This window comes from Mesobaculum littorinae (genome assembly GCF_004011175.1).
Classification (GTDB): Bacteria; Pseudomonadota; Alphaproteobacteria; order Rhodobacterales; family Rhodobacteraceae; genus Tranquillimonas; species Tranquillimonas littorinae.
The window spans coordinates 524,718-547,601 of record NZ_RQXX01000003.1; the positions used below are offsets into that span (position 1 = coordinate 524,718).

The 22,884-nt window shown below is 68.5% G+C and carries 19 protein-coding genes and 1 pseudogene; 11 read left to right on the plus strand and 9 right to left on the minus strand.

Annotated elements, in window-relative coordinates; all coding sequences use genetic code 11:
• Positions 1 to 156: 156 nt before the first annotated feature.
• Positions 157 to 1,554 (plus strand): FAD-binding oxidoreductase, encoded by a 1,398-nt coding sequence (locus tag EKE94_RS11720; protein ID WP_235855991.1) that lies wholly within the window; start codon positions 157 to 159, stop codon positions 1,552 to 1,554.
• 202 nt (positions 1,555 to 1,756) lie between these two features.
• On the opposite strand, the gene EKE94_RS11725 is transcribed toward EKE94_RS11720, so the two are convergent.
• Complete coding sequence (locus EKE94_RS11725) at positions 1,757 to 2,488, minus strand: SDR family oxidoreductase (protein ID WP_235855992.1); 732 nt, start codon at positions 2,486 to 2,488, stop codon at positions 1,757 to 1,759.
• Positions 2,489 to 2,855: 367 nt separating this feature from the next.
• On the opposite strand from EKE94_RS11725, the gene EKE94_RS11730 reads away from it, so the two are divergent.
• Together EKE94_RS11730 and EKE94_RS11735 are read left to right on the plus strand one after the other, a co-directional pair.
• Positions 2,856 to 3,377, plus strand: a complete 522-nt coding sequence (locus tag EKE94_RS11730) for a GFA family protein (RefSeq protein ID WP_127906781.1) — start codon at positions 2,856 to 2,858, stop codon at positions 3,375 to 3,377.
• Complete coding sequence (locus EKE94_RS11735; RefSeq protein ID WP_127906782.1) at positions 3,374 to 4,486, plus strand: 5-methyltetrahydropteroyltriglutamate--homocysteine S-methyltransferase; 1,113 nt, start codon at positions 3,374 to 3,376, stop codon at positions 4,484 to 4,486. Before EKE94_RS11730 ends, EKE94_RS11735 begins: the two co-directional genes overlap by 4 nt.
• Before the next feature lie 132 nt (positions 4,487 to 4,618).
• On the opposite strand, the gene EKE94_RS11740 is transcribed toward EKE94_RS11735, so the two are convergent.
• Positions 4,619 to 5,389: an SDR family NAD(P)-dependent oxidoreductase gene (locus EKE94_RS11740; protein ID WP_127906783.1), complete on the minus strand. Its 771-nt coding sequence runs from the start codon at positions 5,387 to 5,389 to the stop codon at positions 4,619 to 4,621.
• A gap of 3 nt (positions 5,390 to 5,392) precedes the next feature.
• The gene (locus tag EKE94_RS11745; protein WP_235855993.1) at positions 5,393 to 7,198 is read right to left on the minus strand and encodes a feruloyl-CoA synthase; all 1,806 of its coding nucleotides are present in this window, start codon (positions 7,196 to 7,198) and stop codon (positions 5,393 to 5,395) included.
• Positions 7,199 to 7,322: 124 nt separating this feature from the next.
• Between EKE94_RS11745 and EKE94_RS11750 the strand changes: the two genes are divergently transcribed.
• From EKE94_RS11750 to EKE94_RS11785, 8 genes are all read left to right on the plus strand, one after another.
• Positions 7,323 to 8,093 carry a crotonase/enoyl-CoA hydratase family protein gene (locus EKE94_RS11750; RefSeq protein WP_127906784.1) on the plus strand — a complete coding sequence of 257 codons (771 nt, stop codon included), beginning with the start codon at positions 7,323 to 7,325 and terminating at the stop codon, positions 8,091 to 8,093.
• Positions 8,090 to 8,587, plus strand: a complete 498-nt coding sequence (locus tag EKE94_RS11755) for a MarR family winged helix-turn-helix transcriptional regulator (protein ID WP_127906785.1) — start codon at positions 8,090 to 8,092, stop codon at positions 8,585 to 8,587. The genes EKE94_RS11750 and EKE94_RS11755 overlap by 4 nt, the downstream gene beginning before the upstream one ends.
• A gap of 26 nt (positions 8,588 to 8,613) precedes the next feature.
• Complete coding sequence (locus EKE94_RS11760) at positions 8,614 to 9,483, plus strand: amidohydrolase family protein (RefSeq protein WP_127906786.1); 870 nt, start codon at positions 8,614 to 8,616, stop codon at positions 9,481 to 9,483.
• Positions 9,484 to 9,553: 70 nt separating this feature from the next.
• The gene (dctP, locus tag EKE94_RS11765) at positions 9,554 to 10,675 is read left to right on the plus strand and encodes a TRAP transporter substrate-binding protein DctP (protein WP_127906787.1); all 1,122 of its coding nucleotides are present in this window, start codon (positions 9,554 to 9,556) and stop codon (positions 10,673 to 10,675) included.
• A 158-nt stretch (positions 10,676 to 10,833) separates the two neighbouring features.
• Entirely contained in the window at positions 10,834 to 11,382 is a 549-nt protein-coding gene (locus tag EKE94_RS11770; protein WP_127906788.1) for a TRAP transporter small permease, read from the plus strand.
• Positions 11,379 to 12,677, plus strand: coding sequence for a TRAP transporter large permease (locus tag EKE94_RS11775; protein WP_127906789.1), 1,299 nt, complete (start codon positions 11,379 to 11,381; stop codon positions 12,675 to 12,677). Before EKE94_RS11770 ends, EKE94_RS11775 begins: the two co-directional genes overlap by 4 nt.
• Before the next feature lie 9 nt (positions 12,678 to 12,686).
• Positions 12,687 to 13,835 carry an acyl-CoA dehydrogenase family protein gene (locus tag EKE94_RS11780; protein WP_127906790.1) on the plus strand — a complete coding sequence of 383 codons (1,149 nt, stop codon included), beginning with the start codon at positions 12,687 to 12,689 and terminating at the stop codon, positions 13,833 to 13,835.
• 14 nt (positions 13,836 to 13,849) lie between these two features.
• Positions 13,850 to 14,869, plus strand: coding sequence for an acyl-CoA dehydrogenase family protein (locus EKE94_RS11785; RefSeq protein ID WP_127906791.1), 1,020 nt, complete (start codon positions 13,850 to 13,852; stop codon positions 14,867 to 14,869).
• 167 nt (positions 14,870 to 15,036) lie between these two features.
• On the opposite strand, the pseudogene EKE94_RS11790 reads toward EKE94_RS11785, so the two are convergent.
• From EKE94_RS11790 to EKE94_RS11815, 6 genes and pseudogenes are all read right to left on the minus strand, one after another.
• Positions 15,037 to 16,541 (minus strand): annotated as a pseudogene (locus EKE94_RS11790) (PepSY-associated TM helix domain-containing protein).
• A 127-nt stretch (positions 16,542 to 16,668) separates the two neighbouring features.
• A complete protein-coding gene (locus EKE94_RS11795; protein WP_127906792.1) occupies positions 16,669 to 17,022 on the minus strand; it encodes a hypothetical protein in 354 nt (117 codons plus the stop codon).
• A 260-nt stretch (positions 17,023 to 17,282) separates the two neighbouring features.
• Positions 17,283 to 18,782, minus strand: coding sequence for an aldehyde dehydrogenase family protein (locus tag EKE94_RS11800; protein ID WP_127906793.1), 1,500 nt, complete (start codon positions 18,780 to 18,782; stop codon positions 17,283 to 17,285).
• Between the two features lie 73 nt (positions 18,783 to 18,855).
• Entirely contained in the window at positions 18,856 to 20,472 is a 1,617-nt protein-coding gene (locus EKE94_RS11805) for a GMC family oxidoreductase (RefSeq protein WP_127906794.1), read from the minus strand.
• Between the two features lie 174 nt (positions 20,473 to 20,646).
• The gene (locus tag EKE94_RS11810; RefSeq protein WP_127906795.1) at positions 20,647 to 21,537 is read right to left on the minus strand and encodes a LysR family transcriptional regulator; all 891 of its coding nucleotides are present in this window, start codon (positions 21,535 to 21,537) and stop codon (positions 20,647 to 20,649) included.
• 31 nt (positions 21,538 to 21,568) lie between these two features.
• On the minus strand, positions 21,569 to 22,882 hold the full coding sequence (locus EKE94_RS11815; protein ID WP_127906796.1) for a TRAP transporter large permease: 1,314 nt from the start codon (positions 22,880 to 22,882) through the stop codon (positions 21,569 to 21,571).
• Positions 22,883 to 22,884: the final 2 nt, after the last annotated feature.

The following is a 22,884-nucleotide window of genomic DNA, read 5'->3' on the forward strand; positions in this document are numbered from 1 at the left end:
GTCCGACAGCGCCCGGCAGAGGCGGAGGGGCGCTGGCGATATCGCGGCGCCCTGTCGGGCCCGCGACCGGGTATGGCAGGATAGGGCGGCGCGTGCCGGGGCTGCGCCGTGGCACAAGGAAGGCCGGGACATGCCCCGGCGGGAGGAGACGGAAAGATGACCGAGACGATGGAGAAACCCGCCGTGCGCGCGGTGCTGGAAGCGTTGCAGCCGCTCCTCGGCGACCGGCTGGTGGCCACGCAGGCGGTGCGCGAACATCACGGCCGCGACACCTCGTATCACGCGCCGGCCCTGCCCGACGCGGTGGCCTTTCCACGGACCGAGGCCGAGGTGCAGGAGATCGTGCGCGCCTGTGCTGCCCATGACGTGCCCATCGTGCCCTTCGGTGCGGGCTCGTCGGTCGAGGGGCACACGATCCCGACCCGCGGCGGCCTTTCGGTGTCGACGCGCGAGATGAGCGCCATCGTCGAGGTGCGGCCCGAGGATCAGCTGGCCGTCGTGCAGCCCGGCGTCACGCGCAAGCAGCTGAACACCGAACTGCGCGCCACGGGGATGATGTTCTCGGTCGACCCGGGCGCGGATGCGAGCCTTGGCGGCATCGCGTCGACCCGGGGGTCGGGCACGATGTCCTATCGCTACGGCACGATGCGCGACAACGTGCTGGGCCTGCGCGCCGTCACCGCGGACGGCGAGGTGGTCAAGACCGGCAGCCGGGCCCGCAAGTCGGCGACCGGCTACGACCTGACGCATCTTTTCGTGGGCGCCGAGGGGACGCTTGGCGTCATCACCGAGCTGACCGTGCGGCTGCATCCCGTCGCCGAGGCCATCACCTCGGCCAGCTGCACCTTCGGGTCTGTCGAGGATGCGGTGAACTCGGTCATCGAGCTGGTGCAGTACGGCATTCCCGCAGCGCGCGTGGAATTCCTGGACGAGGTCGCGATCGCCGCGGTCAACGCCTATTCCAAGCTCGACCTGCCGGTGGCGCCGACGCTGCTGTTCGAATTCCATGGCACCGAGGACTGGGCGGCCGAGCAGGCCCGCATCGCCGAGGCGATCTGTGCCGATCACGGCGGCGCGGGGTTCGCCTGGTCGGCGGATGCCGACGAACGCGGGCGTCTCTGGGCGGCGCGGCACGATCTCTACTTCGCGACCAAGGCCATCGAGCCGGGCAAGGAGCTTTACACGGGCGATATCTGCGTTCCGATCTCGCGCCTGGCCGAAAGCATCATGGCCGCGCGCGCCGATATCGACCGGTCGTACCTGACGGGGCAGGTGGTCGGCCACGTGGGCGACGGCAACTACCACGCCAGCTACCTGATCCGCCCGGGCAACCAGGAGGATCTGGCCGAGGCGAACAGGCTTGCCGACCTGATGGTCGGCCGCGCGCTCGAGATGGGCGGCACCGCCAGTGGCGAGCACGGGCTGGGCCTGGGCAAGCTGAAGTTCATGCGCCGCGAACACGGCGACGCCGCGGTGCTGGCGATGCAGGCGATCAAGCGCGCGCTCGATCCCAAGGGGCTGATGAACCCCGGCAAGCTGGGCATGGCGGGCTGACACCCAGCACGGGCAGGCCGTCCTGGCAGGTCACGCGGATGCGCGTGCGTGGCCGCCCGGCGGGCCGTTCCGCGGGCCCGCCCGGGGTCGTTGGCCGCGGGCATGCGCGGGCCCCCTGGCCGGACCCTGAGGACGGGCCTGACTGAAATTCCCCACCGCGGTTGCTTCCGTCCCTGCCGCCCGGCGCAGGCGGCCGGGACGGTCAGCCGCGGCCCAGGAACGGGACCCGGACAGGCAGGATAGTGGTGTCGGTCATCGCGATGTCGGGCGGCATCTGGCACATCAACACCACCAGGCGCCCCAGGTCCTCGGGGAAGATGCAGTTCTCTTCCAGCAGGTCGGTGATCCCGGGTGCGAGAGACGAGCGTGTTGCACCCGGATGCAGCGCGCAGGCGGTGATGCCATGGTCGCGCCCGTCCAGAAGCAGCGATTTCGTCAGCCCCTCGATCGCGAACTTCGTGGCGGTATAGGCGGGCGACTGCGCGCGCGGGCTTTTCGCCGAGAGTGACCCGATGTTGACGATGCGCCCGCCGCCCGCGGGTTTCATCCGGCGCACCGCCTCGCGCGCGCACAGAAAGGCCGAGGTCAGGTTGACGCGCAGCATCTCCTCCCACCGGGCGAGAGACAGGTCCTCGATCGCCGTGTCGTCGGCGATACCCGCGTTGTTGACCAGGATCGCGGGCGGCCCGGCCAGCGCCTCCGTCCTGTCGAAAAGCCGCAGGATCTGCGATTCGTCACCCACGTCGGTGGGGATGGCATGGGCGCGCCCCCCCGCTGCCGTGATTTCGGCTGCCAGCGCCTCGAGCTTGTCGGCGCTGCGGGCGGCCAAGATCGCGACCGCGCCGGCCTGCGCCAGCTGGATCGCGATGCCGCGCCCGATGCCCGAGCTTGCGCCGGTGACGATTGCCGCGCGGCCGGTGATATCCTGCAACATGGGCACCCTCTTCCCTCTGAACTGGTTCTGAACCGGCCCTGCAACGTCCCGTTGCGTCGCCGTTCCATAACATGTTAATCACGATTCCATGAAGCGTGAAGGCCGGAGGGTCGGACCGCTTCGCAGGGTCCGCACCGGGGCCCGCGTGGCGACTGGCGGCCCGGGTTCGGGCCGCAACGGGAGGAGGCGTTGCCGCGACGCGCCATGGCGGGGGGGCCGAACCCGGGCAGGCATGGCCGCCCGGGCGCCGGACCTTCCGCCAGCGCCGGAACACCACACCCCGAAAGACCGTGGGACTATACCGGGTGCGGGCGTGGGGCATGGTCTGCCCCGGCACACGTCCCGCACGCCTGGCTGAAAGGATCCGATGACCCAGATCTCCCCTGTCGTCCTGCCTGCCGGTCCGCTGACCGGGGGCTGTCAGTGCAGCGCGGTCCGATATCGCCTGACGGGCGTGCCGCTGACCTACTACCTGTGCCATTGCACCATCTGCCAGCGGCAGTCCGGCAGCGCCTTCGGGGAGTCGCTGCAGATGCGCGCCGGGGACGTCGAGATCTCGGGCGAGACCGTGGTGCATGCCTACGAGGGCGGGTCGGGCACGACCGTCGAGGCGCGGTTCTGCCCGCGGTGCCACGTGCGCCTGACGCATCGTCGCGCCGACAGCGAAGTTGCCGTGATCAAGGCCGGAACGCTGGACCGGCGCGACTGGCTGCGCCCGGCGGGGCATATCTTTGCGGCGACCGCGCAGCCCTGGATGCCGCTGGACGACACCGTCGCCCTCGTCGACGCGGACCGCCCGGACATGGCGCGCCTGCACGACCGCTGGCAACTGATGCTGCAAGCGGGTAATCCATGCGCCGAACACGACATCGAGGAGACCGACCGATGAAGACACCTCCGTTCCGCGCCGACCATGTGGGGTCGCTTCTGCGCCCGCAAAGCGTCAAGGATGCCCGGACCAAGTTCTACGAGGAGGGCTCGATCCCGGTGGAAGAGCTGCGCGCCGCGGAAGATGCCGCGATCCGCGACGCGGTGAAGCTGCAGGAAGAGGCTGGCCTGCCCGTCGTCACCGACGGCGAGATCCGCCGCTCGTGGTGGCACTACGACTTCATGGGCATGCTCGACGGTCTCGACATTGTCGAACAAGAGGGCTCGGGCCTTGCGTTCACGGGCGTGACGACCAAGGCGAAGGCGCCCGTCGTGTCGAAGCGGATCGACTTCCCCGCGGATCACCCGATGCTGGAACACTTCCGGTTCCTGGCCGGGACCACCAAGGTGATGCCCAAGATCTCGATCCCCGGGCCGTCGTGCTGCCACTACCGGCTGGATGCGAAGAACATCCACGTGAAGGAATACCAGGAAGACATCACCGCCTATTTCGCGGACCTGACGGCGGCGTACAAGAAGGCGGTGCACGCCTTCTACGATGCCGGCTGCCGCTATCTGCAGATGGACGACATCTTCTACGCCTACCTCTGCGACGAGAAGCAGCGCCAGATGTGGAAGGACCGGGGCACCGATCCGGACTGGCTGATCGATGAATATGCCAAGATGATGCGCGATTCGATCGCCGACCGCCCCGACGACATGACCATCGGCATGCACATGTGCCGCGGCAACTTCCAGTCGACCTGGGTGGCGCAGGGCGGCTACGATCCGGCGGCCGAGGCGATTTTCTCGACCGGCATCGACGTGTTCTTCATGGAATACGACACCGACCGGGCCGGCGGGCTGGAGCCGCTGAAGCTGCTTCCCAAGGGCAAGCAGCGGGTCATGCCCGGCTTCATCACGACGAAGTCCCCCGAGCTTGAATCGATCGACGAGCTCAAGAAACACTTCGACGAGGCGTCGAAGTACTGCGACCTCGACCAGCTGGGCATCGCCCCGCAATGCGGGTTCTCGTCGACCGAAGAGGGAAACAAGGTCACCATGGATGACCAGAAGCGCAAGCTTGAGCTTGTCGTGAAGACGGCCGAGGCGATCTGGGGCGAGGTCTGAGCGACCTTCGCCGGAGTTGAGAAAGGCGCGTCACCGCGGGGTGGCGCGCCTTTTTCGTTCAGGGGTGCCCGCCGGGCCACGGGCGGGGTTCTTTCGCAAGGAACGCCCACCCGGGTGGCGTTTGGACTGCGCCTAGTTCGGCCATTTCGGGCTGAGGCGCAGGGCCCCGTCGATGCGGATGACCTCGCCGTTCAGGTAGCGGTTCACCAGCACCGATTCGACCAGCTGTGCGTATTCCTCGGGCCGGCCCAGCCGCGTGGGGTAGGGGATGCCGCGGCCGAGCGCCTCTTGGCTTTCGGCGGGCAGTTCGCCTAGCAGCGGTGTTTCGAAGATGCCGGGGCAGAGCGTCATCACCCGGATGCCGAAGCGCGCGAATTCCCGCGCGATGGGCAGCGTCATAGACACGATCCCGCCCTTCGACGCCGCATAGGCGGCCTGGCCGATCTGCCCGTCATAGGCCGCGACAGAGGCGGTCGCGATCACCACGCCGCGCTCGCCATCCTCCATCGGATCGGCCTCGCTCATCCGGTGGGCGGCCAGGCGCAGGACGTTGAAGGATCCGATCAGGTTCACCTGCACCGTCTTCGTGAAAGCGTCGAGCGGCATGGGACCGTCGCGGCCCACGACGCGCGAGGCGCCGCCGATCCCGGCGCACATCACCACCGCGCGCGGCACGCCATGCGCCTCGGTCGCGGCATCGAGCGCCGCCGTTACCGCGGTCTCGTCCGTCACGTCGGCCACGCAGGCGATGCCGCCGACCTCGTCCGCGACGCGCTGTGCCGCCTCGGCGCTGCGGTCCAGCACCGCCACGCGCGCGCCGCGCTCGGCCAGCCAGCCCGCCGTCGCCGCACCCAGGCCCGAGCCGCCGCCGGTGACCAGAACCGATGTCCCCTCAAGTTTCATCGCCTATCCCCTTTCCGCTTCGATCACGCGGTCCGACCCGCGATAGAGTTCCTCGACCAGCTCGGCCCGGTTCGCCAGCACGCGCCGCTGGTTGACCGACCCCTTGTCCGTCATCTCGCCCGTTTCCAGCGACAGCGGCTCTTCGACCGGCAGCATCCGCAGCACCCGGTTCGACGATCCCGTCGCGCCGGCGGCAAAGCGGCTCAGCCCGTCGCGGATCTGCGCCCGCCACGCGTCGTCCTGCGCCATCTCGGGTTCGGGCGGGAACACCAGCGCGCCCAGGTAGGGCCGGTCGGCGCCGGTGATCGCAAGGTCCCGCAGGGCGCCGCCGAAATGTTCGATCAGCTTCATCCGCAGCGCGCCCGTGGCGACCCATGTTCCGGTGTCGAGCTTGAAGTTCTCGGCCGTGCGCCCGTCGAAGGCGAGGCCTTGGGTGATGTCGTCGGGGTCCACGGGCTTCAACGCGTCGCCGAACTTGTAGAATCCTTCCTCGTCGAAGCAGTCCTGCGACAGATCGGGCCGGCGCCAGTAGCCGGGCATGACGTTCGCGCCCTTCACCCGCGCATCGTACTTGCCCTCGAAGGGCACCAGCTTCAGCGTCACCCCCGGCACCGGCAGGCCAACGTTGCCTGCCGTGTCCTGCGGCCAGGTGCAGTAGAGCGCCCCGGGCGAGGTTTCGGTGGCGCCAAGGCCGGTGGCGATCAGGATGCGGTGGCCGGTGGCCTGCACCGCCAGATCCTCGAGCGCGTCCCATGTGTGCTGCGCCAGCGACGCGCCCGCGTACCAGAGCATCTTGAGATCGCGGAAAAACGTTGCGCGCAGGCTCTCATCCTCGCGCAGGAAGGGGATCAGCGCGTCGTAGCCGGTGGGCACGTTGAAATACCACGTCGGAGAGATGTCGCGCAGGTTGCGCACCGTCTTGCCGATCTCGGATTTCGTCGGTCGCCCGTCGTCGATGTAAAGCGTGCCGCCGTTCATCATCACCGACAGGAAGACCGAGTTGCCGCCCGCCGTGTGGTGCCAGGGCGACCAGTCCAGGATCACCGGCGGTTCGTCGGCGAAATAGGCATAGCCCATCCGCAGCATCGCCTGGTTCGAGGTCAGCATGCCATGCGTATTGGGCACCGCCTTGGGCGAGCCTGTCGAGCCCGAGGTGAACAGGAACTTGGCGATCGTGTCGTCCTCGACCGCTGCGTAGGCGGTGTCGACGGCATCGGTCGGCTCGGTGGCCAGCAGGTCCGCCAGCGGGGTCGAGCCCGCGCCGCCATCGCGCGTGACGAAGGGCAGGTCGGGCATCACCGCGGCCACGGCGGGGCCGAAGGTGCCCGCGTCGGCGGCATAGACCATGCCGGGCGTCACGCCCTCGACCGTGTCGCGCAGGCGCGCGTAGTCGCCGCCCGTCAGCGCATAGGCGGGCGAGATCGCGGCATAGGCCACGCCCACATGCATCGCGGCAAGGCCCAGCAGAGCGTGTTCGATGCTGTTGCCCGACAGGATCGCCAGCGGTCGCTCGGCGCTGATCCCGGCATCCAGCAGCGCCTGGCCCAGGCGCCGCACCTTCTCCAGCGTTTCGGCATAGGTGATGCGCCGCCAGTCGCTGTCCTCGCCCAGCCGGTCCGCCAGGAACACGGCGTCGGGCGTTTCGCCCGCGAAATGCACCAGCCGTTCAGTGATCGTCCCGTGATGGTCGATCAGCTCTTGCCTGTGGCTGATGTAGATGGTGCCGTCGGGGCGCGTCTCGACCTTCGGGTCGCGCGCCAGGACGGCCGCGTCGCGCATCGGCGCGCTGGGCCAGTCGGTCTTGGTCATCATATCCTCCCACGGCGGCGCGCCCTCCCCGGCGGCCGACCCCGGCAATGATGATAGCAATATAATTCACTTGTAAACAATCCCGGCGGCAAGTTAAGTTTGCTGCAGGAGAGGGAGGAGCTGCATGGCCTATATCGAGTATCGGCTCGAGGACGAGATCGCGTACCTGACGCTGTCGCGGCCCGAAAAGCGCAACGCGATGAGCGACAACATGGTCGCCGAGCTGAGCGAGCATGTCGATCGCGCCGCGGCCGAGGCGAAGGCCGTCGTGATCCACGGGCAGGGCGACCATTTCTGTGCCGGGCTCGACCTGTCCGAGCAGGAGATCAAGGATCCGCTGCAGTCGATCATGGGCTCGCGCACCTGGCACGCGGTGTTCCAGCGCATCCGTTCGGGCGCCATTCCCTATTTTGCCGCGCTGCATGGCGGGGCCATCGGCGGCGGGCTGGAACTGGCCGCGGTGGCGCATGTGCGCATCGCCGATGCCACGACCTTCTTCGCCCTGCCCGAGGGCCAGCGCGGGATCTTCCTTGGCGGTGGCGGCTCGGTGAACATCACCCGCCTGATGGGCGTGCCGCGGACCATGGACCTGATGCTGACCGGCCGCGTGCTGAGCGCGGAAGAGGCCGAGCGTATCGGCGTCGTCACCTACCTGACCGAGGCGGGCGGCGCCGTCGCCAAGGCGACCGAGCTGGCCAAGAAGGCGATCACCAACGCGCCGCTGTCGAACTACGCCATCATCAACGCGCTGCCCCGGGTGCCCGAGACGGGCTACGACGAAGGCCTGTTCTTCGAATCGATGATCGCCGCCTTCACCCAGTCGACGCCCGAGGCGCACCAGCGCCTGCGCGACTTTCTTGAAAAGCGCGCGGCGCGTATCGCACCATCGTCATGACCGCGGCGCCGCAGGGCTCCGACGATCCCGTTGCGCCGGTTCCGGCGGACGCCGTCGCCCTGGGCGACCTGGACGGATCGGTGTCCTTCATGCTGCGGATCGCGCAGGTGACGGTCTACGACCGGATCTTCTCGGCCGAGGCCGACCTGCCGCTGAAGCTGGGCGAACACACGGTTCTGAAAGTCGTGGGCGACAATCCCGGCGCGCGGCAGGGGGCCATCGCGGACAAGCTGATGATCAAGTGGTCGCACATGACCAAGGTCGTCAGCGGGCTCGAGGAACGCGGGCTGGTCGAACGCTACGTCCCGCCTCAGGATCGACGGTCGGTCTTCCTGCGGCTGACGGATGCGGGACGCCACGTGGTCGCCGACATGAACCTCAGGCTGGACGCGCTTGATGCCGGGGCCACCGCCGCGCTGGACGCCGACGACCGCGCCGAGCTGCTGCGGCTTTTGCACAAGATTCTGGGCTGGCCGTCGGCCACGTCCAGCTGACACGAGACTTAAAGGGGGAGACACACATGCGGATCGACTTCGACAAGGTCACGGCGATCGACATCCATACCCATGCCGAAGAGCCCTGCGGGCTGCATGCCGATGACGGCTACGACGATTTTCAGGAGGGCATGAAGGAGTACTTCCGCTCGCCCTTCGACCATCCGCCGACGATCCCGGAAACCGCGCAGTTCTATCGCGAAAAGAACATCGCCGCGGTGATCTTTCCGGTCGATGCCGAACGCGAAACCGGGTTCCGCCGCTACAACAACGACGAGATGCTGGAGCTGGCGCAGGAGCATGACGACATCCTGATCCCCTTCGTCTCGATCGACCCGTGGAAGGGCAAGATCGGCGTGCGCGAGGCGAAGAACCTGCTGGCCAAGGGCGCGCGGGGCTTCAAATTTCACCCCACGTTCCAGGGGTTCTACCCCAACGACCGCATGGCCTACGAGCTTTACGAGGTGATCCAGGAGTCGGGGATGCCCGCCCTGTTCCACACCGGCCAGACCGGGGTCGGCGCGGGCATGCCGGGCGGCATGGGAATGCGGCTGAAGTATTCGAACCCGATGTACCTCGACGATGTGGCTGCGGATTTCCCTGATCTCAAGATCATCGCCGCGCATCCGTCCTTTCCCTGGCAGGAAGAGGCGCTGGCGCTGGCCACGCACAAGCCCAACGTCTGGATCGACCTCTCGGGCTGGTCGCCGAAATATTTTCCGCCGCTGCTGGTCCGCTATGCTAACTCCCTGTTGCAGGACCGTGTTCTGTTCGGCTCGGATTGGCCGGCGATTCTGCCCGACCGCTGGCTGCGCGATTTCGAGGCGCTGGAGATCAAGGAGCATGTGCGACCGAAGATCCTGAAAGAGAATGCCCGCAAGATCCTCGGGCTGTGACGGGTGATGCGCAGCCCGCAGAATGGCTGCGCAGACAGACCGGACTGACATTTCCATGGGAGGAAACCTGATGAAAAAGACTGCTCTGACACTCGCCGTTGCGGGGTTTGCCGCGGGATTTGCCGCCACGGCCGACGCGCGCGACCTGCGCCTGGCCCCCGGCGCGCCGCCCGCGCACCCCGCCTACGACCCGATGTACCTGACGCTGCAGGAGAACCTGCCGTCCGAGACCGGCGACGCGCTGACCGGCACCATGCTGGGCACCGAGGTCGTCAATATCGGCACCATGCTCGCCTCGCTGCAAAGCCAGGTGGCCGAGGTCGGGAACTTCCTGCCGCTCTACTACCCCGCCACGGTGCCCAGCTCGGCTCTTGCGGGCGATTTGGCCTTCCTCGGGACCAACCCCCACGCCATGGGCGCGGCGATGACCGAATACGTCGTCACCTGTGAGGATTGCCTTGAAGAGTTCAAGGAGGCGGGGCTTGTCTTCGTCGGCGCCGGGTCGTCGGATGTCTACGTTCTGATGACCGACCAGCCGGTCGAGACGCCGCAGGACATGCAGGGCCTGCGCCTGCGGTCGGGCGGGTCGCCGTTTTCGCGCTGGGCCGAATCGATGGGCGCCGCGCCGGCGTCGGTCCCTGTCTCGGACCAGTTCGAACAGATGAGCCAGGGCGTGATCAACGGCACCATGGCCTCGGTCAACGATCTGGTGTCCTACCGCATGGTCGATCTGGTGAAATACGTCACCGAGATTCCGCTGGGCACCTATCACGCGACCTCGAACTTCACCGTCGCGCTGCCCACGTGGCAGTCGCTTTCGGCCGAGGAGCGGGCGGGCTTCATGCGCGCCGCGAACAAGGGCAACGTCGCCTTCACGCAGGACTGGGGCTATGACCGGCCCGAGCGTGCGCGCCAGGAAGCCCGCGACGCGGGGATCGAGTTCATCGAGCCCAGCCAGGAGCTGATCGACGCGACCGAGAAGTTCACGACCGAGGATCTGGCCACCGTCGAGAGCATGGCCGCCGACACCTACGGGATCGAGGGCGCGGGCGACAAGATCGCGCGCTTCCAGGAACTGGTCGAAAAGTGGACCGCCATCGTCGACGAAACCGGCGGCGATCTCGATGCGCTGGCGCAGCGCCAGCAGGAAGAGATCTGGGACAAGGTCGATCCCGAAGCCTACGGGCTTTGATCCGACACTGACCTCAGGGGCCGGCGCCGCGGGTGCCGGCCCTTTTCGCGCCCTCTCCCCGCCGGGTGGTCCGCCGGGCGGGGACCTCATGCTTCGGAGGCGCCCGTAAGGCGGGGCTCCGTCCCGCGACGCCGTCCATCCCGCCACCAGGAGGCGACATGATCGACACCCTCATCCGTCTGGCCCGCAGGCTGACCGACGCGCTGGCGCTGCTGGGCGCCATCGGCGTCGTCGCCATGCTGATCCACATCACCGTCGACGTGGTGCTGCGCCAGATCGTCAACGTCCCGATCCCGGCCACCATCGAGATCGTGTCGCGCTATTACATGGTGATGGTCGCCTACCTTGCGCTCGCCTGGGCCGACCGGCGGGGCGAGATGATCTCGGTCGAGGTCTTCGCCGCACCGCTGGCCCGCTGGCGGCGGCCCAATCAGGTGCTGGTGCACCTGCTGTGCGCCGCGGCCTTCGTGGTGCTGACCTACACCACGTGGATCGAGGCGATGCGCCAGTTCCACACGGGCACCTACGTGATGTCGCTGAACGTCGCCGTGCCGGTGTGGCCGTCGTATTTCGTGCTGCCCGTCTCGTTTGCGCTGGCCTGCCTGATCAGCCTGCTCAAGGTTGCGGTGGCGCTGGCGGGGCGCGACGCCGATACCGCCCTGCGCCAGCCCGCACCGCATTCAGACACCGGAGAGACCGCCCGATGAACGTCACCGCAGGTTTCGCAGCGCTTGGCATCCTTCTGGTCCTGCTGGCGCTTCAGGTGCCGATCGGCGTCGCGCTGATCCTCGTCAGCTTCGGCGGGATCTGGTTCCTTCTGGGCCTGACCCCCGCCGTCGGCATCCTGTCGGCCACGCCCTACGAATTCATCGCCAGCTGGACGCTGTCGGCCGTGCCGATGTTCCTGCTGATGGGCTTTGTCGCCTATCATTCGGGCCTGACGACGGGACTTTTCGACGCCGCCAAGATCGCGACGCGCAAGGTGCCGGGCGGGCTGGGGCTGGCGGCGATCTTCGGTTGCACCGGCTTCGCGGCCGTCTCGGGGTCGTCGATCGCCTGCGCTGCCACGATGGGCCGCATCGCGATCCCCGAGATGGTGCGCGCGGGCTATCGCCCCAGCTTTTCCGCCGGGATCCTGGCCGCGGGCGGCACGGTGGGGGCGCTGATCCCGCCCTCGATCCTGATGATCGTCTACGGCGTCTTCGCCGAAACCTCGATCACCCAGGTGTTCCTGGGCGGCATCTCGGTCGGCATCCTGACGGCGATCTCCTATTCACTGGTCGTGATCCTCGTCGCCGTGTTCCGCAAGGACATCATCCCGAACGAACCTGCGGCGACCGATCATATCGACGGCCGCGGCCTGCTGCGCGACGTGGTGCCGCTGATCTTGCTGATCGTGCTGGTCTTCGGCGGGCTCTTCGGCGGGCTCTTTACCGCGACAGAGGCGGGTGCCATCGGCGCCGCCGGCGCGATCGTCATCGCCACCGTCGTCGGCCGGCTCAGCTGGGCGGGCTTCCGCGCCGCGCTTCTCGAAACGCTGGGCACCTGTGCCGCGCTCTTCATCATCGGGGCGGGGGCGGCGATGTTCACCCGGTTCCTCGGGCTCTCGGGCGTTGCGGGGTTCCTCAACAGCACGGTTTCGGGGCTGGACCTGGGGTATTTCGGACTGATGGCCGTGGTCGTGCTGATCTACATCCTGATCGGCATGTTCCTCGAACCCTTCGGGGCGATGCTGATCACCCTGCCGATCCTCCTGCCGATCTTCGAGACGCAGGGCATCGACCTGATCTGGTTCGGCGTGCTTCTGGTCAAGCTTCTGGAGGTGGGGATGATCACCCCGCCACTGGGGATGAACGTCTTCATCATCCGGTCGGTCGCGGCCAATCACGTCAGCCTGGGCGACGTGTTCAAGGGCGCGCTGTTCTTCATCGGGGCCGACATCGTGGTGATCGCGCTGATGATCGCCTTCCCCGACCTCGTGATGTTCCTGCCCAACCTCTAGGGGACTGCCATGCACCATCTTCTGACCGACGAAGACCGCCGCTTCCGCGACGAGATCGCCGAAACGCTGCGGGCCGAGATCCCGCAGACGCTGCGCGACAAGATGCGCCGCGATATCGAGCTTGAGCGTGAAGACTTCGTGGAAAGCCAGCGCATCCTGAACCGGCTGGGCCTTGCCGTGCCGCACTGGCCGGCCGAGTGGGGCGGGCGCGACTGGACGCCGATTCAGCGGCACCTCTACCTCGAACAGATGCAGGTGAACGCGGTGCCGCCGCCCTTGCCCTTCAACGTCGATATGGTGGGCCCGGTGCTGGCCCGCTTCGGCACCGACGCGCAGAAGGAGAAATTCCTGAAGCCTACCGCCAACCTCGACATCTGGTGGTGCCAGGGGTTTTCCGAGCCCAACGCCGGGTCCGACCTTGCCTCTCTCGTCACCCGGGCCGAACGGCGCGGCGACGGCTGGGTGCTGAACGGGCAGAAGACCTGGACCAGCTATGCCCACCACGCCGACTGGATGTTCGGGCTTTTCCGGACCGATCCGCAGGCGCCGAAAAAGCAGATGGGCATCTCCTTCCTGGTCTTCCCGATGGACACCCCCGGCATCGAGGTGCGCGAGATCGAGACGTCGGACGGCCGCCACGAGGTGAACGAGGTCTTTTTCTCCGACGTCGAGGTCGGCGCCGACGCGCTGGTGGGCGAGGAGAACCGCGGCTGGGACGTGGCCAAGTTCCTGCTGGGCAATGAACGTCACAACATCGCAGGCCTCGGTTGGGTCAAGATGCGACTGAACCTGCTGCGCGAGCTGGCCGAGCGTGACGGGCCCACGGGGCGGCTTTGGGACGATCCCGAGTTCCGCCGCCGTTTTGCCCAGCTCGAGGTCGATACGCGCGCTGTCGACATGCTCCAGATGCTGGCGCTGACCGGTCAGGCGGCGGGGGCCTTCGGTGCGCCCGATCACGCGGCCTCGGTCCTGAAGATCCGCGGGTCCGAACTTCAGCAGGCCACGACCGAGCTTCTGCTCGATGCGCTTGGGCCGGTGGGCGGGCCCGAGCTGGCCGATGCCGCGGCGGGCTACATGAGCTTTCGCAAGCTGTCGATCTACGGCGGCTCGAACGAGATCCAGCGCGAGATTCTGGCCAAGGCCGCGCTGGGGCTGTGAGGGGGAGAGACGCGATGGACTTCGAGATCAGCGAAGAAGACCGGATGCTGGCCGACCTGGCCGAGCGACTGTTTCCGCCACAGGGCACCTCTGCCGATGCCGCCACCGTGGCCGAGGCCGGGCTTTACGCCCTGACCGTGCCCGAGGATGCGGGCGGGTTCGGCGGCGGTCTCCTGTCGGTCTGGCACGTCGCCCGCGCCGCGGGGCGGGGGCTGGCCGGCGTACCGCTGACCCAGACCGCGATCCTGCCCGGCGCGCTTTTGGCCGCGTCGGGGCAGGACACGCTGGCGCAGGGGCTGGCTGCGGGCGAGGCGCGGGTGGCGGCCTGTCTCGACCCCGGGCTGACCGTTGCCGGGGGGCGGGTGTCGGGCCAGCTTTCCGATATCGTGGGGGCCGAAGGTGCCGACTGGCTGATCGCCCCGGCAGATGGCCCCGAGGGGCGGCAGCTTCTGCTGCTTCCGCTGGGCGGGGCCGACGTCACGCCGGCGCCGCTGTTCGACGGGACGCCTGCGGCCCGGATCGCCATGGACATGGACCTGCCCGGCGACGCGGTTCTGGCCGGAGGCAACGCGGCCGAGGATGCCCTGACCCTCGCGCGGCGGCTGCTGTGGCTTGCCGTTGCCGCCGAAACCGCGGGCGCGGCCGAGGCCGCGGTGGCCGAGACGGCCGCCTACCTGCCCGACCGCAAGCAGTTCGGACAGCGCTTGGCCGATTTCCAGGCGCTGCGGCACCGGCTGGTCGACATGATGATCGCGGCGCAGGAGATCCACGCGATGTCCCTGCACGCGGCCATGGCGCTGGGGGCCGGGGCGGTGGATGCCGATGTCGTGCTCGAGGCGGCGCTTCTCAAGGCCGCCCTGGCCGGGCGCCGTGTCGGGCAGGAGGCTGTGCAACTGCATGGCGGCGTCGGCGTCACGCAGGAATACCGCATCAGCCGCGTGTTCCAACGCCTGACCCGGCTGGGCCTTGCCGCCGGCGGCGTTTCGGGACTGACACAGCGGCTTGCCGGCCGCGAGGCGCGGCTGCTGGGCTAGCAGCCGCATCCCGCGCCTTGCCGCCTGCCTTGCCACCCGCCTTGTTTCGCAACGCGATCCGGGTGGGGGCACCCGCGCAGCGCGGCATGACGCCGTGCCACGGACGATCCGCGGGGCAAGAGGTGGGGCGAGAGGCCGGGCCGCGATCGGGGCGGCCCGGCCCGCCGTCAGCTCAGCACCCGCTTGAGCCGCGGCAGGCGCGCAAGCACGACCATGTCTAGCGCGACGACCACCAGCAGGGCGATGCCCGCCATCGGAAAGGCCATGGCCAGCGCGAGGGCTGCCAGCACCGCGCCCTTCCACAGCGGCATGTCCCGCGGCATCGGCGGCGCGGCCAGCCGCCCCGCACCCGAGGGGCGGCGTTTCCACCACATGGCGATCCCGGTGACACAGGTTGCGATCACCAGCGCCAGGAACACCAGGTTGAAGACGAAGTTCCAGATCCCCACCAGCCCCTTGTGCAGGCCGATGCCCCAGGCCATCGCCTTGGCCAAGGGCGTGTAATCGGCGTACCGCACGTCGGCCAGGACGTTGCCGGTATACTGGTCGAGATGCGTTGTCCGGTCCTCCCACGGCATCACGCCGTCTTCGTTGCGGACCTCGGCCATGATCGTGAAGACGCCCGTCTCGTCCTGCGGAAGGGTGATCTTGTACTGGCCCGAGAACCCGTTCTGCCCGGCCCAGTCGCTGACGGTGTCGAGCGTGACGGCCCGCGACACGCCGGCGTCACCTGCCGCGCTGCCCGAGGCCGGCATCGGCACCTGCTCCATCCCCCACGGCACGTCCTGGTGGCCCGCGTGGTTCATCGAGGCGTGGGTGCGGTCCGACAGGGGAATGTTGCTCCAGCTCTTTTCGGCCGGGAAGGACGCCCAGGGCTGCACGAACTTCGCGCCCCAGATGCCCGACCACGCCAGCCCCGACAGGACGAAGAGCATCAGGAAAACCGAAATCACCGTGCCCGCGCTGGCGTGCAGGGACTTGAACAGCCCGCGCCCCCGCGCCCGCAGGTCCGGCACGATGGCGCAGACGCCGGCCTCGGGCAGCCACATCCAGAGCCCGGTGACGATCAGCAGGACCACCGGCGAGGCGGCGGTTTCCATGACCCGGTCGCCCGCATCGCCGATAAGCAGGGTACCGTGAATGCGGTTGGCGATGGCAAAAAGCGTGGTGGTCTTGTCCTGGCTGTTCAGGACCTCGCCGCTATAGGGATCGACGGCCACCGACATGACGGTGCCGTTTGCCGCGATGGCGAAGAAGGCGGGGCGGTCGGCGGCCTCGGGGGCGACGTACTGGTCCAGCCGGCCGCCGGGGACCGACGCCAGCGCGGCCTCGGCCTGGGCGGTGACGGGGATCGGGGTCCCCGTTGCGGCGACGTCGGCCACGTGGCCCAGCTGGTCGAACTGGCAGTCGAGATCATCATGATTGTCCCGGTCAGGGCGAGGATCAACAGGAAGGGCACCACGAAGAGCCCGGCATAGAAGTGCCATCGCCATGCGGCGAAATAGAGCGTGTTGGCGCCGGTCCGGGGCGATGTCCCGCCCGGCGCAGGGGTCGACGGTGAAAGGGTGGTCATTCGATCTGGGTCCTGAGATGGCAGCCTGCGCCCGCGTCGTCCGCAGCGCGGGGTGGGCGGGGCAAGGCCGAGTCGTGCTATGCGGATGACGCCACGCATCCGGCACCGCCGGCCCGGTCGGGGCCCGAACGGGTTCCTGCCGGCGCTCTGCCGCTGTCGCGTGCAGGCGTGGCGTCACGTGAGGCGCCGCCCGGGGCACTCCCCGCGCGGGCGTGGACGTCGATGATCAGGTAAGGCGGGGCGGAGCGCGGGGCGCGGCCTGCGGGCGGAGATGCCTGTGCCCGACCACCAGGTCGCGGCCAAGGCGATCCACGATCACCCGCGTGATGCGCCGCCCGGCATCCGGGGCGGTCAGCCGCGGCGGATCTGGCAGCTTGTGGCAGAAGGGGCAGCGGTGGTCGTGCCCGTCCTCGGTCACGCCGCAGAACTCGGCGATCGGGGTGCCGAGCGCCCGGGCCACCGCCTGCCGCTCCAGCGTCTCGCGGTCCGGCGCCATGAGGGACGCGGAGACCACGCTGACCGCCACCAGGACGGCGACCATCAGGAAGGTCAGGATGCTGCGAGCCGCTTGGCGTGTCATGCCGCCGCTATAAGCCTGCGCCAGCGGACCGGAACAGGATAAGTCACGCGGGGCAGGCCGGGTGGCCGGGCCGGGCGGCAAGGCCGCGACACCCGGCAGCCCTGCCACACCCCTCGACCCGCCGTCCCCGTGTCGAGGCGCGGACACCCCAAGGCGGGGATGCTGCCGGGGCAGGTGCCGGAACGGGGCCGGCGGGCCCTGCACCCGTCGGCCGCTGGGGTGCCGGGTATGCCCCGGCGCGGTGCATCGGGGGGCCGCGCTCAGGACGTCATGTCGATCCAGACCGACTTGGTCTCGAGGAACTCGTCGAGATGCTCCGCCCCGCTTTCGCGGCCATAGCCCGACTGGCGGAAGCCGCCCATCGGCACGGCGGGGTCCATCAGCTGGTAGGCGTTGATCCAGACCGAACCGGCGCGGATCGCCCGCGCCATGCGGTGCGCGCGGCCCAGGTTCTCGGTCCACACCCCGGCGCCCAGGCCGAAGACGGTGGCATTGGCCCTGCGCACGACCTCCTCCTCGTCCTTGAAGGGGATCGCGGCGACGACGGGGCCGAAGATCTCTTCGCGCACGATGCGCATGTCGTCGCGCACCCCGCCAAAGACGGTGGGTTCGACGAAATACCCCGCCTCGTGCGCGGGACTGGCCATCCGCCCGCCGCCAAGGCGCAGCTCGGCCCCCTCGGCGGTGCCGACGTCGAGGTAATCCAGCACCCGCTTCATCTGCCGCTCGGACGCGATGGGCCCGATCTGCGTCTGCGGATCATGCCCCGGCCCCACTCGCAGCGCGCGCGAGAAATCGACGACGCGCTCGACGAAATCCTCGAAGATATCCTCCTGCACGAACAGCCGCGTGCCCGCCGAACAGACCTGTCCCGTGTTGCCGAAAACGGCCATCGAGGCGCCCGCCACGGCGCGGTCGAGGTCGGCATCGGCAAAGACGATGTCGGGCGACTTGCCCCCCAGTTCGAGCGACAGGCGCTTGAGATTGCCCATCGACGCCTCGACCACCCGGCGCCCGGTCTCGGACGAGCCGGTAAAGGCCACCTTGTCCACGTCCATGTGCGCGGCCAGCGCCGCCCCGGCCTCGGGGCCCGTGCCGGTGACCACGTTGACCACGCCCTCGGGCAGCCCGGCCTCTTCCAGAAGCTCGATCAGCCGCAGGGTCGACAGCGAAGCCTCCTCGGCCGGTTTCAGCACCAGGGTGCAGCCGGTGGCTAGGCAGGGTGCCAGCTTGATCAGCGCGGCGCCCAGCGGCGCGTTCCACGGGATGATCGCCCCCACCACGCCGATGGGTTCGCGGGCGGTATAGCTCAGCACCTCGCCGGGGACCGAGTTGTCGATGACATCACCGTGCAGCGCGGTCGTCAGCCCCGCGTAGTAGCGGATGACGGAAGGCGAACGGCGGCGCATCGCGGGCAGCCGCGCGATGGGGGCCCCCATTTCGAGCGTGTCGAGCCAGGCCAGTTCGTCGATGTGCTGCTCGACCAGATCGGCGAGGCGCAGCATCAGCGCCTGCCGCTCGCCGGGTTTCACCCGTCGCCACGGGCCGTCGAAGGCCGCGCGGGCGGCGGCGACGGCACGGTCGACATCCGCCGAGGTGCCGCGGGCGATCTGCGCCAGTTCGCTGCCGTCCGAGGGGTTCATCGTGGGCAGGGTCGCGCCGTCCTCGGCCTCTACCCACCGGCCGCCGATGAAAAGCTTCTGGGCAGGGCGCGACAGGAATGGCGTGCGGCGGAAATCGATCTGGGTTGCGCTGTTCATGAGAATGTCCTTTCGGCTGTCCGGGACGGCCGACGCGGGCCGCGCAACCGGGCTTTTGGGGAAAACACTGTGGTCAGGCGGCGACCGTGTCGCGCTGTGCGGCACGGATCATGTCGGCGGCCTTTTCGGCGATCATCACGGTGGGGGCGGCGGTGTTGCCCGAGGGGATCACCGGCATCACCGAGGCATCGACCACCCGCAGCCCGCCGATGCCGTGCACCCGCAGGTCGGGGGCCACCACCGCGTCCGTCCCCGTGCCCATGGCGCAGGTGCCCACGGGGTGGAAGGTGGTCGCGATGGACCGCCGCGCATAGTCGAGCAGCGCGTCATGGCCCTGCACCTCGGCGCCCGGAGCCACCTCTTGCGGCGAAAGGTGCGCCATCGCGGGCGCGCCCGTGATGCGGCGGACAAGCTCGACGCATTTCACCGCGATCTGCCGGTCGTAGTCGGTGTCGAGGTAGTTGTGCAGGATCTCGGGCGGCGCCTCGGGGTCGCTGCTGCGGGCATGGGCATGGCCGCGGCTGGTGGGGCGCAGGATGCACACCGCCGAGGTGATGCCGGGATAGGGGTGCATCGGCCCGCCCACGCGGTCATAGCTGGCGGCCGAGACGTGAATCTGCACGTCGGGGGCCACCGCGTCCTCCATCACCTTGGTGAAGGCAGCCAGAAGGGCGGGCTGCGCCGAAAGCGGCCCCTTGCGGCGGGTGACGTAGTCGAGCCCCATCAAGGCCTTGCCCAGCAGGCTGCCGGCGCGGCCATTGAGCGTGACCGTGTTCGACAGCCGGGTCTGGACGCGCACCTGCCAGTGGTCCTGCAGGTTCCGGCCCACCCCCGGCAGGGCGTGCAGGGGCGTGATGCCGATGGATCTCAACCGCTCCGGATCGCCTATGCCTGAGCGTTCCAGCAGCGCGGGCGAGGCATAGGCGCCGGCGCAGCACAGCACCTCGGCCTTCGCGGTGGCGTGGTGCGGTTCGCCGTCCTTGTGCCACAAGAGCCCCGTGGCCCGGTGTCCGTCCAGCGTGATCTGGTCGACCGTGGCGCCCGTGACGACGGTCAGGTTGGGGCGCTTGGCGATCTTGTGCAGAAAGGCCTTGGCCGTCGATTGCCGACGTCCGCCGTGGATATTGGCCTGAAAATAGGCGACGCCGGTGTTGTCGCCGGAATTGTAGTCGGGCGTTTCGGGGATGCCCACCTGCGTCGCGGCCCCGCGATAGGCGTCGAGCGCGGGCCAGCGCATGCCGGGATCGCCGATGCGCCACTCGCCGGTCCCGCCACGGCCCTGCATCGCCTCGCCGTCCCATGTCTCGGACCGCATGAAATAGGGCAGGACGTCGGACCAGCCCCAGCCGGTATTCCCCAGCGCGGCCCAGTTGTCGTAATCCCAGCGGTGGCCGCGGACGTAGACCATGCCGTTGATGCCGGTCGACCCGCCCAGCATCTTGCCCCGTGGCAGGGGGACGACGCGGCCGCCGAGGTTCGGCTCGGGCTCGGTCTTCAGCATCCAGTCGAAGCGCGGATTGCCGATCACGTAGGGAATGAAGAGCGGGATTTCCGAATAAAGGTGCCGCCCCGATCCCCCGGCCTCGACCATCAGCACGCGGATGGCGGGGTCGGCCGTCAGTCGGTTGGCCAGGATGCAGCCTGCCGTCCCGCCACCCGCGATGATGTAGTCGTAGCTTTCGCTCGCCATGCGATGATGTCCCCCCGTGGCCGACAGTCAGGGCAAAGGGGCGCAGCTGCGCCCGAGGCGCGCGGCCCCCACCCTGACGTCAATGCGGCAGCCTCCCCTGCCTTTGGGGAAGCGTGGCGGGGCATGGCCTATTCGTCAAATGGGATTGATGGCGCTATTGATGAATATCTTTCATCATGTTGTTGCCGCGGGCCCAAGTGCCGTCAGCCGGTCTACGATCAGCTCGATCAAAGCGGCGGCGGCGTCCGAGGGGGGCGTATCGGTGCGGGTCAGCAGCCCGATGGTGCGGGTCACTCTGGGGTCTTTGATTCCGATGGTGCGCAGACCCTGATAGCCGGGCTGCGATTGCTCCAGCTTGGGCACGATCGACACACCGAGGCCTGCCTTGACGAAGCCCACGGCGGTGGCGATGTTTTCGGCCTGATAAGTCCAGTGTGCAAGGATGCCGGTCGATCGCAACGCATCGTTCACGACGCTGTTGCCGATCAGGTCGTGCTGGGCGAGATCCGCCCATGTCGTGTCCGAGGTATCGGCGAGAGCGTGGTCCTGCCGGCAGACGGCGACGAAATCCTCTTCGTAAAGGGCGCGGTATTGCGTGCGTGCCTGAGGACCTTCGCGCGTCAAGAGGGCGAATTCGACCTGTCCTGCATCGACCTGCTCGGCGATGGCCCAGGCGTAGGTATCGATCACCCGCACCCGCACGCCGGGATGGCTGGCGCGGAAGTCATGCAGGATCTCGGCCAGAACCGAGGAGGCGAGCGAGGGTATGCAGCCCAGCGTCACCTCGCGCCGGCGCAGTTCGCCCAGCCGCTTGAGATCGCCCAGGGCGCCTTCGAGATCGGTGATCGAGCGGCGCGCGCGCGGCAGCAGCGCCAGCGCCTCGGGCGTCAGGGCCAGCCGACGCGTGGTGCGGACGAAAAGCGCGATGCCAAGCTCGGTCTCGAGCTTGGCGATGCGGTGCGACAGGGCGGTCTGCGACAGGTTCAGCCGCTGGGCCGCGGCGTTGAAGCTGCCCGCATCGGCAATGGCGATGAAGGCCTGCAGCCCGTTGACGTCGATCTTCATGCGGCGGCCCCGGGGGACCGCCGCATGCGCGTCAGTTCATCAGCGACGGCAGCCACAGGCTGATGCCCGGGAAGGAGACCAGAAGGATCACGACGACCAGATCGCACAACAGGAACCATCCCACCCCGCGGAAGATGGTGGTGAGCGGGATCGTCTTGCCGACGACGCCCTTCACCACGAAGACGTTGAAGCCCAAGGGCGGTGTCAGCATACCGACCTCGATGAACTTCACCACCAGAACCCCGTACCAGATCAGGTCGAAGTCCAGCGCCTTCAGCAGCGGGATGAAGACCGGCATCGTGATCAGCATGATCCCGATGGGGTCGAGGAACATGCCGAGGATCAGGTAGATCACCGACATCGCGAGGACGATCAGCACCGGGTCCAGCGCCAGCGGCGCAACAAGGTCGGTCAGCATCTGGCTGGCGCCAGAGAAGGACAGAAGCCGGGTGAACATCAAGGCGCCCATGCCGACGAAGAAGATCTGCGCCGTGGTCATGATCGCGTCGCGCACCGCCTCCCACAGCTTGAGGAAGGTCATGCGCCGTTGGACCACAGCGATCAGCAGGGCCAGCACCGATCCCGCCGCACCCGCCTCGGTCGGGGTGACGATGCCGCCGTAAAGCCCGCCGATCACGCCGAAGACCAGCACGATCAGCGGCCAGATCTCGCGCAGCGACTTCCAGCGTTCGCGGCTGAGGTCGGTCCCCTCGTAGGGGGCGGCGGGCGACAGGGCGGGGTTCAGCTTGCACCGGATCATGATCATCGCGGTATAGGCGCCCGCGGTCAGCAGGCCCGGGATGATCCCCGCGATCAGCAGGCTCGCGATCGAGGTTTCGGCGAAGATGCCGTAAAGAACCATCAGGATCGACGGCGGGATCAGCGCCGCGATGGTGCCCGCGCTGGCGACGACGCCGGTGGCCAGGCCCTTTTCGTACCCTGCCTTCAGCATCTCGGGGATGGCAAGCCGCCCCATGGCGGCCGCGGCGGCAACCGAGGATCCGCAGCCCGCCGCGAACCCGGCCGAGGCGATGTTGGCCGCGACGGCCAGCCCGCCCGGCAGCCCCGACAGCCATAGTCGCGCGGCGTGGAACAGTGACGTGGCGATGCCCGAGACATAGACGATCGAGCCCATGAGCAGGAACATCGGGATCGCCGACAGGTCCCAGTTCGCGGCAAAGTAATAGGGCACCTCGCGCATCTGGCCCAGCGCCACGTTGAAATTGCGAAGCTCCCAGAAGCCGAGAAAGCTGACGACGCCGAGCGCGACGCCGATCGGCGTGCGGATGGCGATAAGGGCCAGAACGCCGCCGAGGCAGACGAGGCTGAGTGTCAATCCGTCCATGG

Bases quoted from the DNA above. Each gene is read 5' to 3' on its own strand.
- dctP (WP_127906787.1), top strand. From the start codon at position 9,554: ATGAAAAAGACTGCTCTGACACTCGCCGTTGCGGGGTTTGCCGCGGGA.
- EKE94_RS11730 (WP_127906781.1), top strand. From the start codon at position 2,856: ATGACCCAGATCTCCCCTGTCGTCCTGCCTGCCGGTCCGCTGACCGGG.
- EKE94_RS11775 (WP_127906789.1), top strand. From the start codon at position 11,379: ATGAACGTCACCGCAGGTTTCGCAGCGCTTGGCATCCTTCTGGTCCTG.
- EKE94_RS11755 (WP_127906785.1), top strand. From the start codon at position 8,090: ATGACCGCGGCGCCGCAGGGCTCCGACGATCCCGTTGCGCCGGTTCCG.
- EKE94_RS11785 (WP_127906791.1), top strand. From the start codon at position 13,850: ATGGACTTCGAGATCAGCGAAGAAGACCGGATGCTGGCCGACCTGGCC.
- EKE94_RS11810 (WP_127906795.1), bottom strand. From the start codon at position 21,537: ATGAAGATCGACGTCAACGGGCTGCAGGCCTTCATCGCCATTGCCGAT.
- EKE94_RS11795 (WP_127906792.1), bottom strand. From the start codon at position 17,022: ATGACACGCCAAGCGGCTCGCAGCATCCTGACCTTCCTGATGGTCGCC.
- EKE94_RS11800 (WP_127906793.1), bottom strand. From the start codon at position 18,782: ATGAACAGCGCAACCCAGATCGATTTCCGCCGCACGCCATTCCTGTCG.
- EKE94_RS11725 (WP_235855992.1), bottom strand. From the start codon at position 2,488: ATGTTGCAGGATATCACCGGCCGCGCGGCAATCGTCACCGGCGCAAGC.
- EKE94_RS11750 (WP_127906784.1), top strand. From the start codon at position 7,323: ATGGCCTATATCGAGTATCGGCTCGAGGACGAGATCGCGTACCTGACG.
- EKE94_RS11770 (WP_127906788.1), top strand. From the start codon at position 10,834: ATGATCGACACCCTCATCCGTCTGGCCCGCAGGCTGACCGACGCGCTG.
- EKE94_RS11735 (WP_127906782.1), top strand. From the start codon at position 3,374: ATGAAGACACCTCCGTTCCGCGCCGACCATGTGGGGTCGCTTCTGCGC.
- EKE94_RS11760 (WP_127906786.1), top strand. From the start codon at position 8,614: ATGCGGATCGACTTCGACAAGGTCACGGCGATCGACATCCATACCCAT.
- EKE94_RS11780 (WP_127906790.1), top strand. From the start codon at position 12,687: ATGCACCATCTTCTGACCGACGAAGACCGCCGCTTCCGCGACGAGATC.
- EKE94_RS11805 (WP_127906794.1), bottom strand. From the start codon at position 20,472: ATGGCGAGCGAAAGCTACGACTACATCATCGCGGGTGGCGGGACGGCA.
- EKE94_RS11815 (WP_127906796.1), bottom strand. From the start codon at position 22,882: ATGGACGGATTGACACTCAGCCTCGTCTGCCTCGGCGGCGTTCTGGCC.
- EKE94_RS11745 (WP_235855993.1), bottom strand. From the start codon at position 7,198: ATGACCAAGACCGACTGGCCCAGCGCGCCGATGCGCGACGCGGCCGTC.
- EKE94_RS11720 (WP_235855991.1), top strand. From the start codon at position 157: ATGACCGAGACGATGGAGAAACCCGCCGTGCGCGCGGTGCTGGAAGCG.
- EKE94_RS11740 (WP_127906783.1), bottom strand. From the start codon at position 5,389: ATGAAACTTGAGGGGACATCGGTTCTGGTCACCGGCGGCGGCTCGGGC.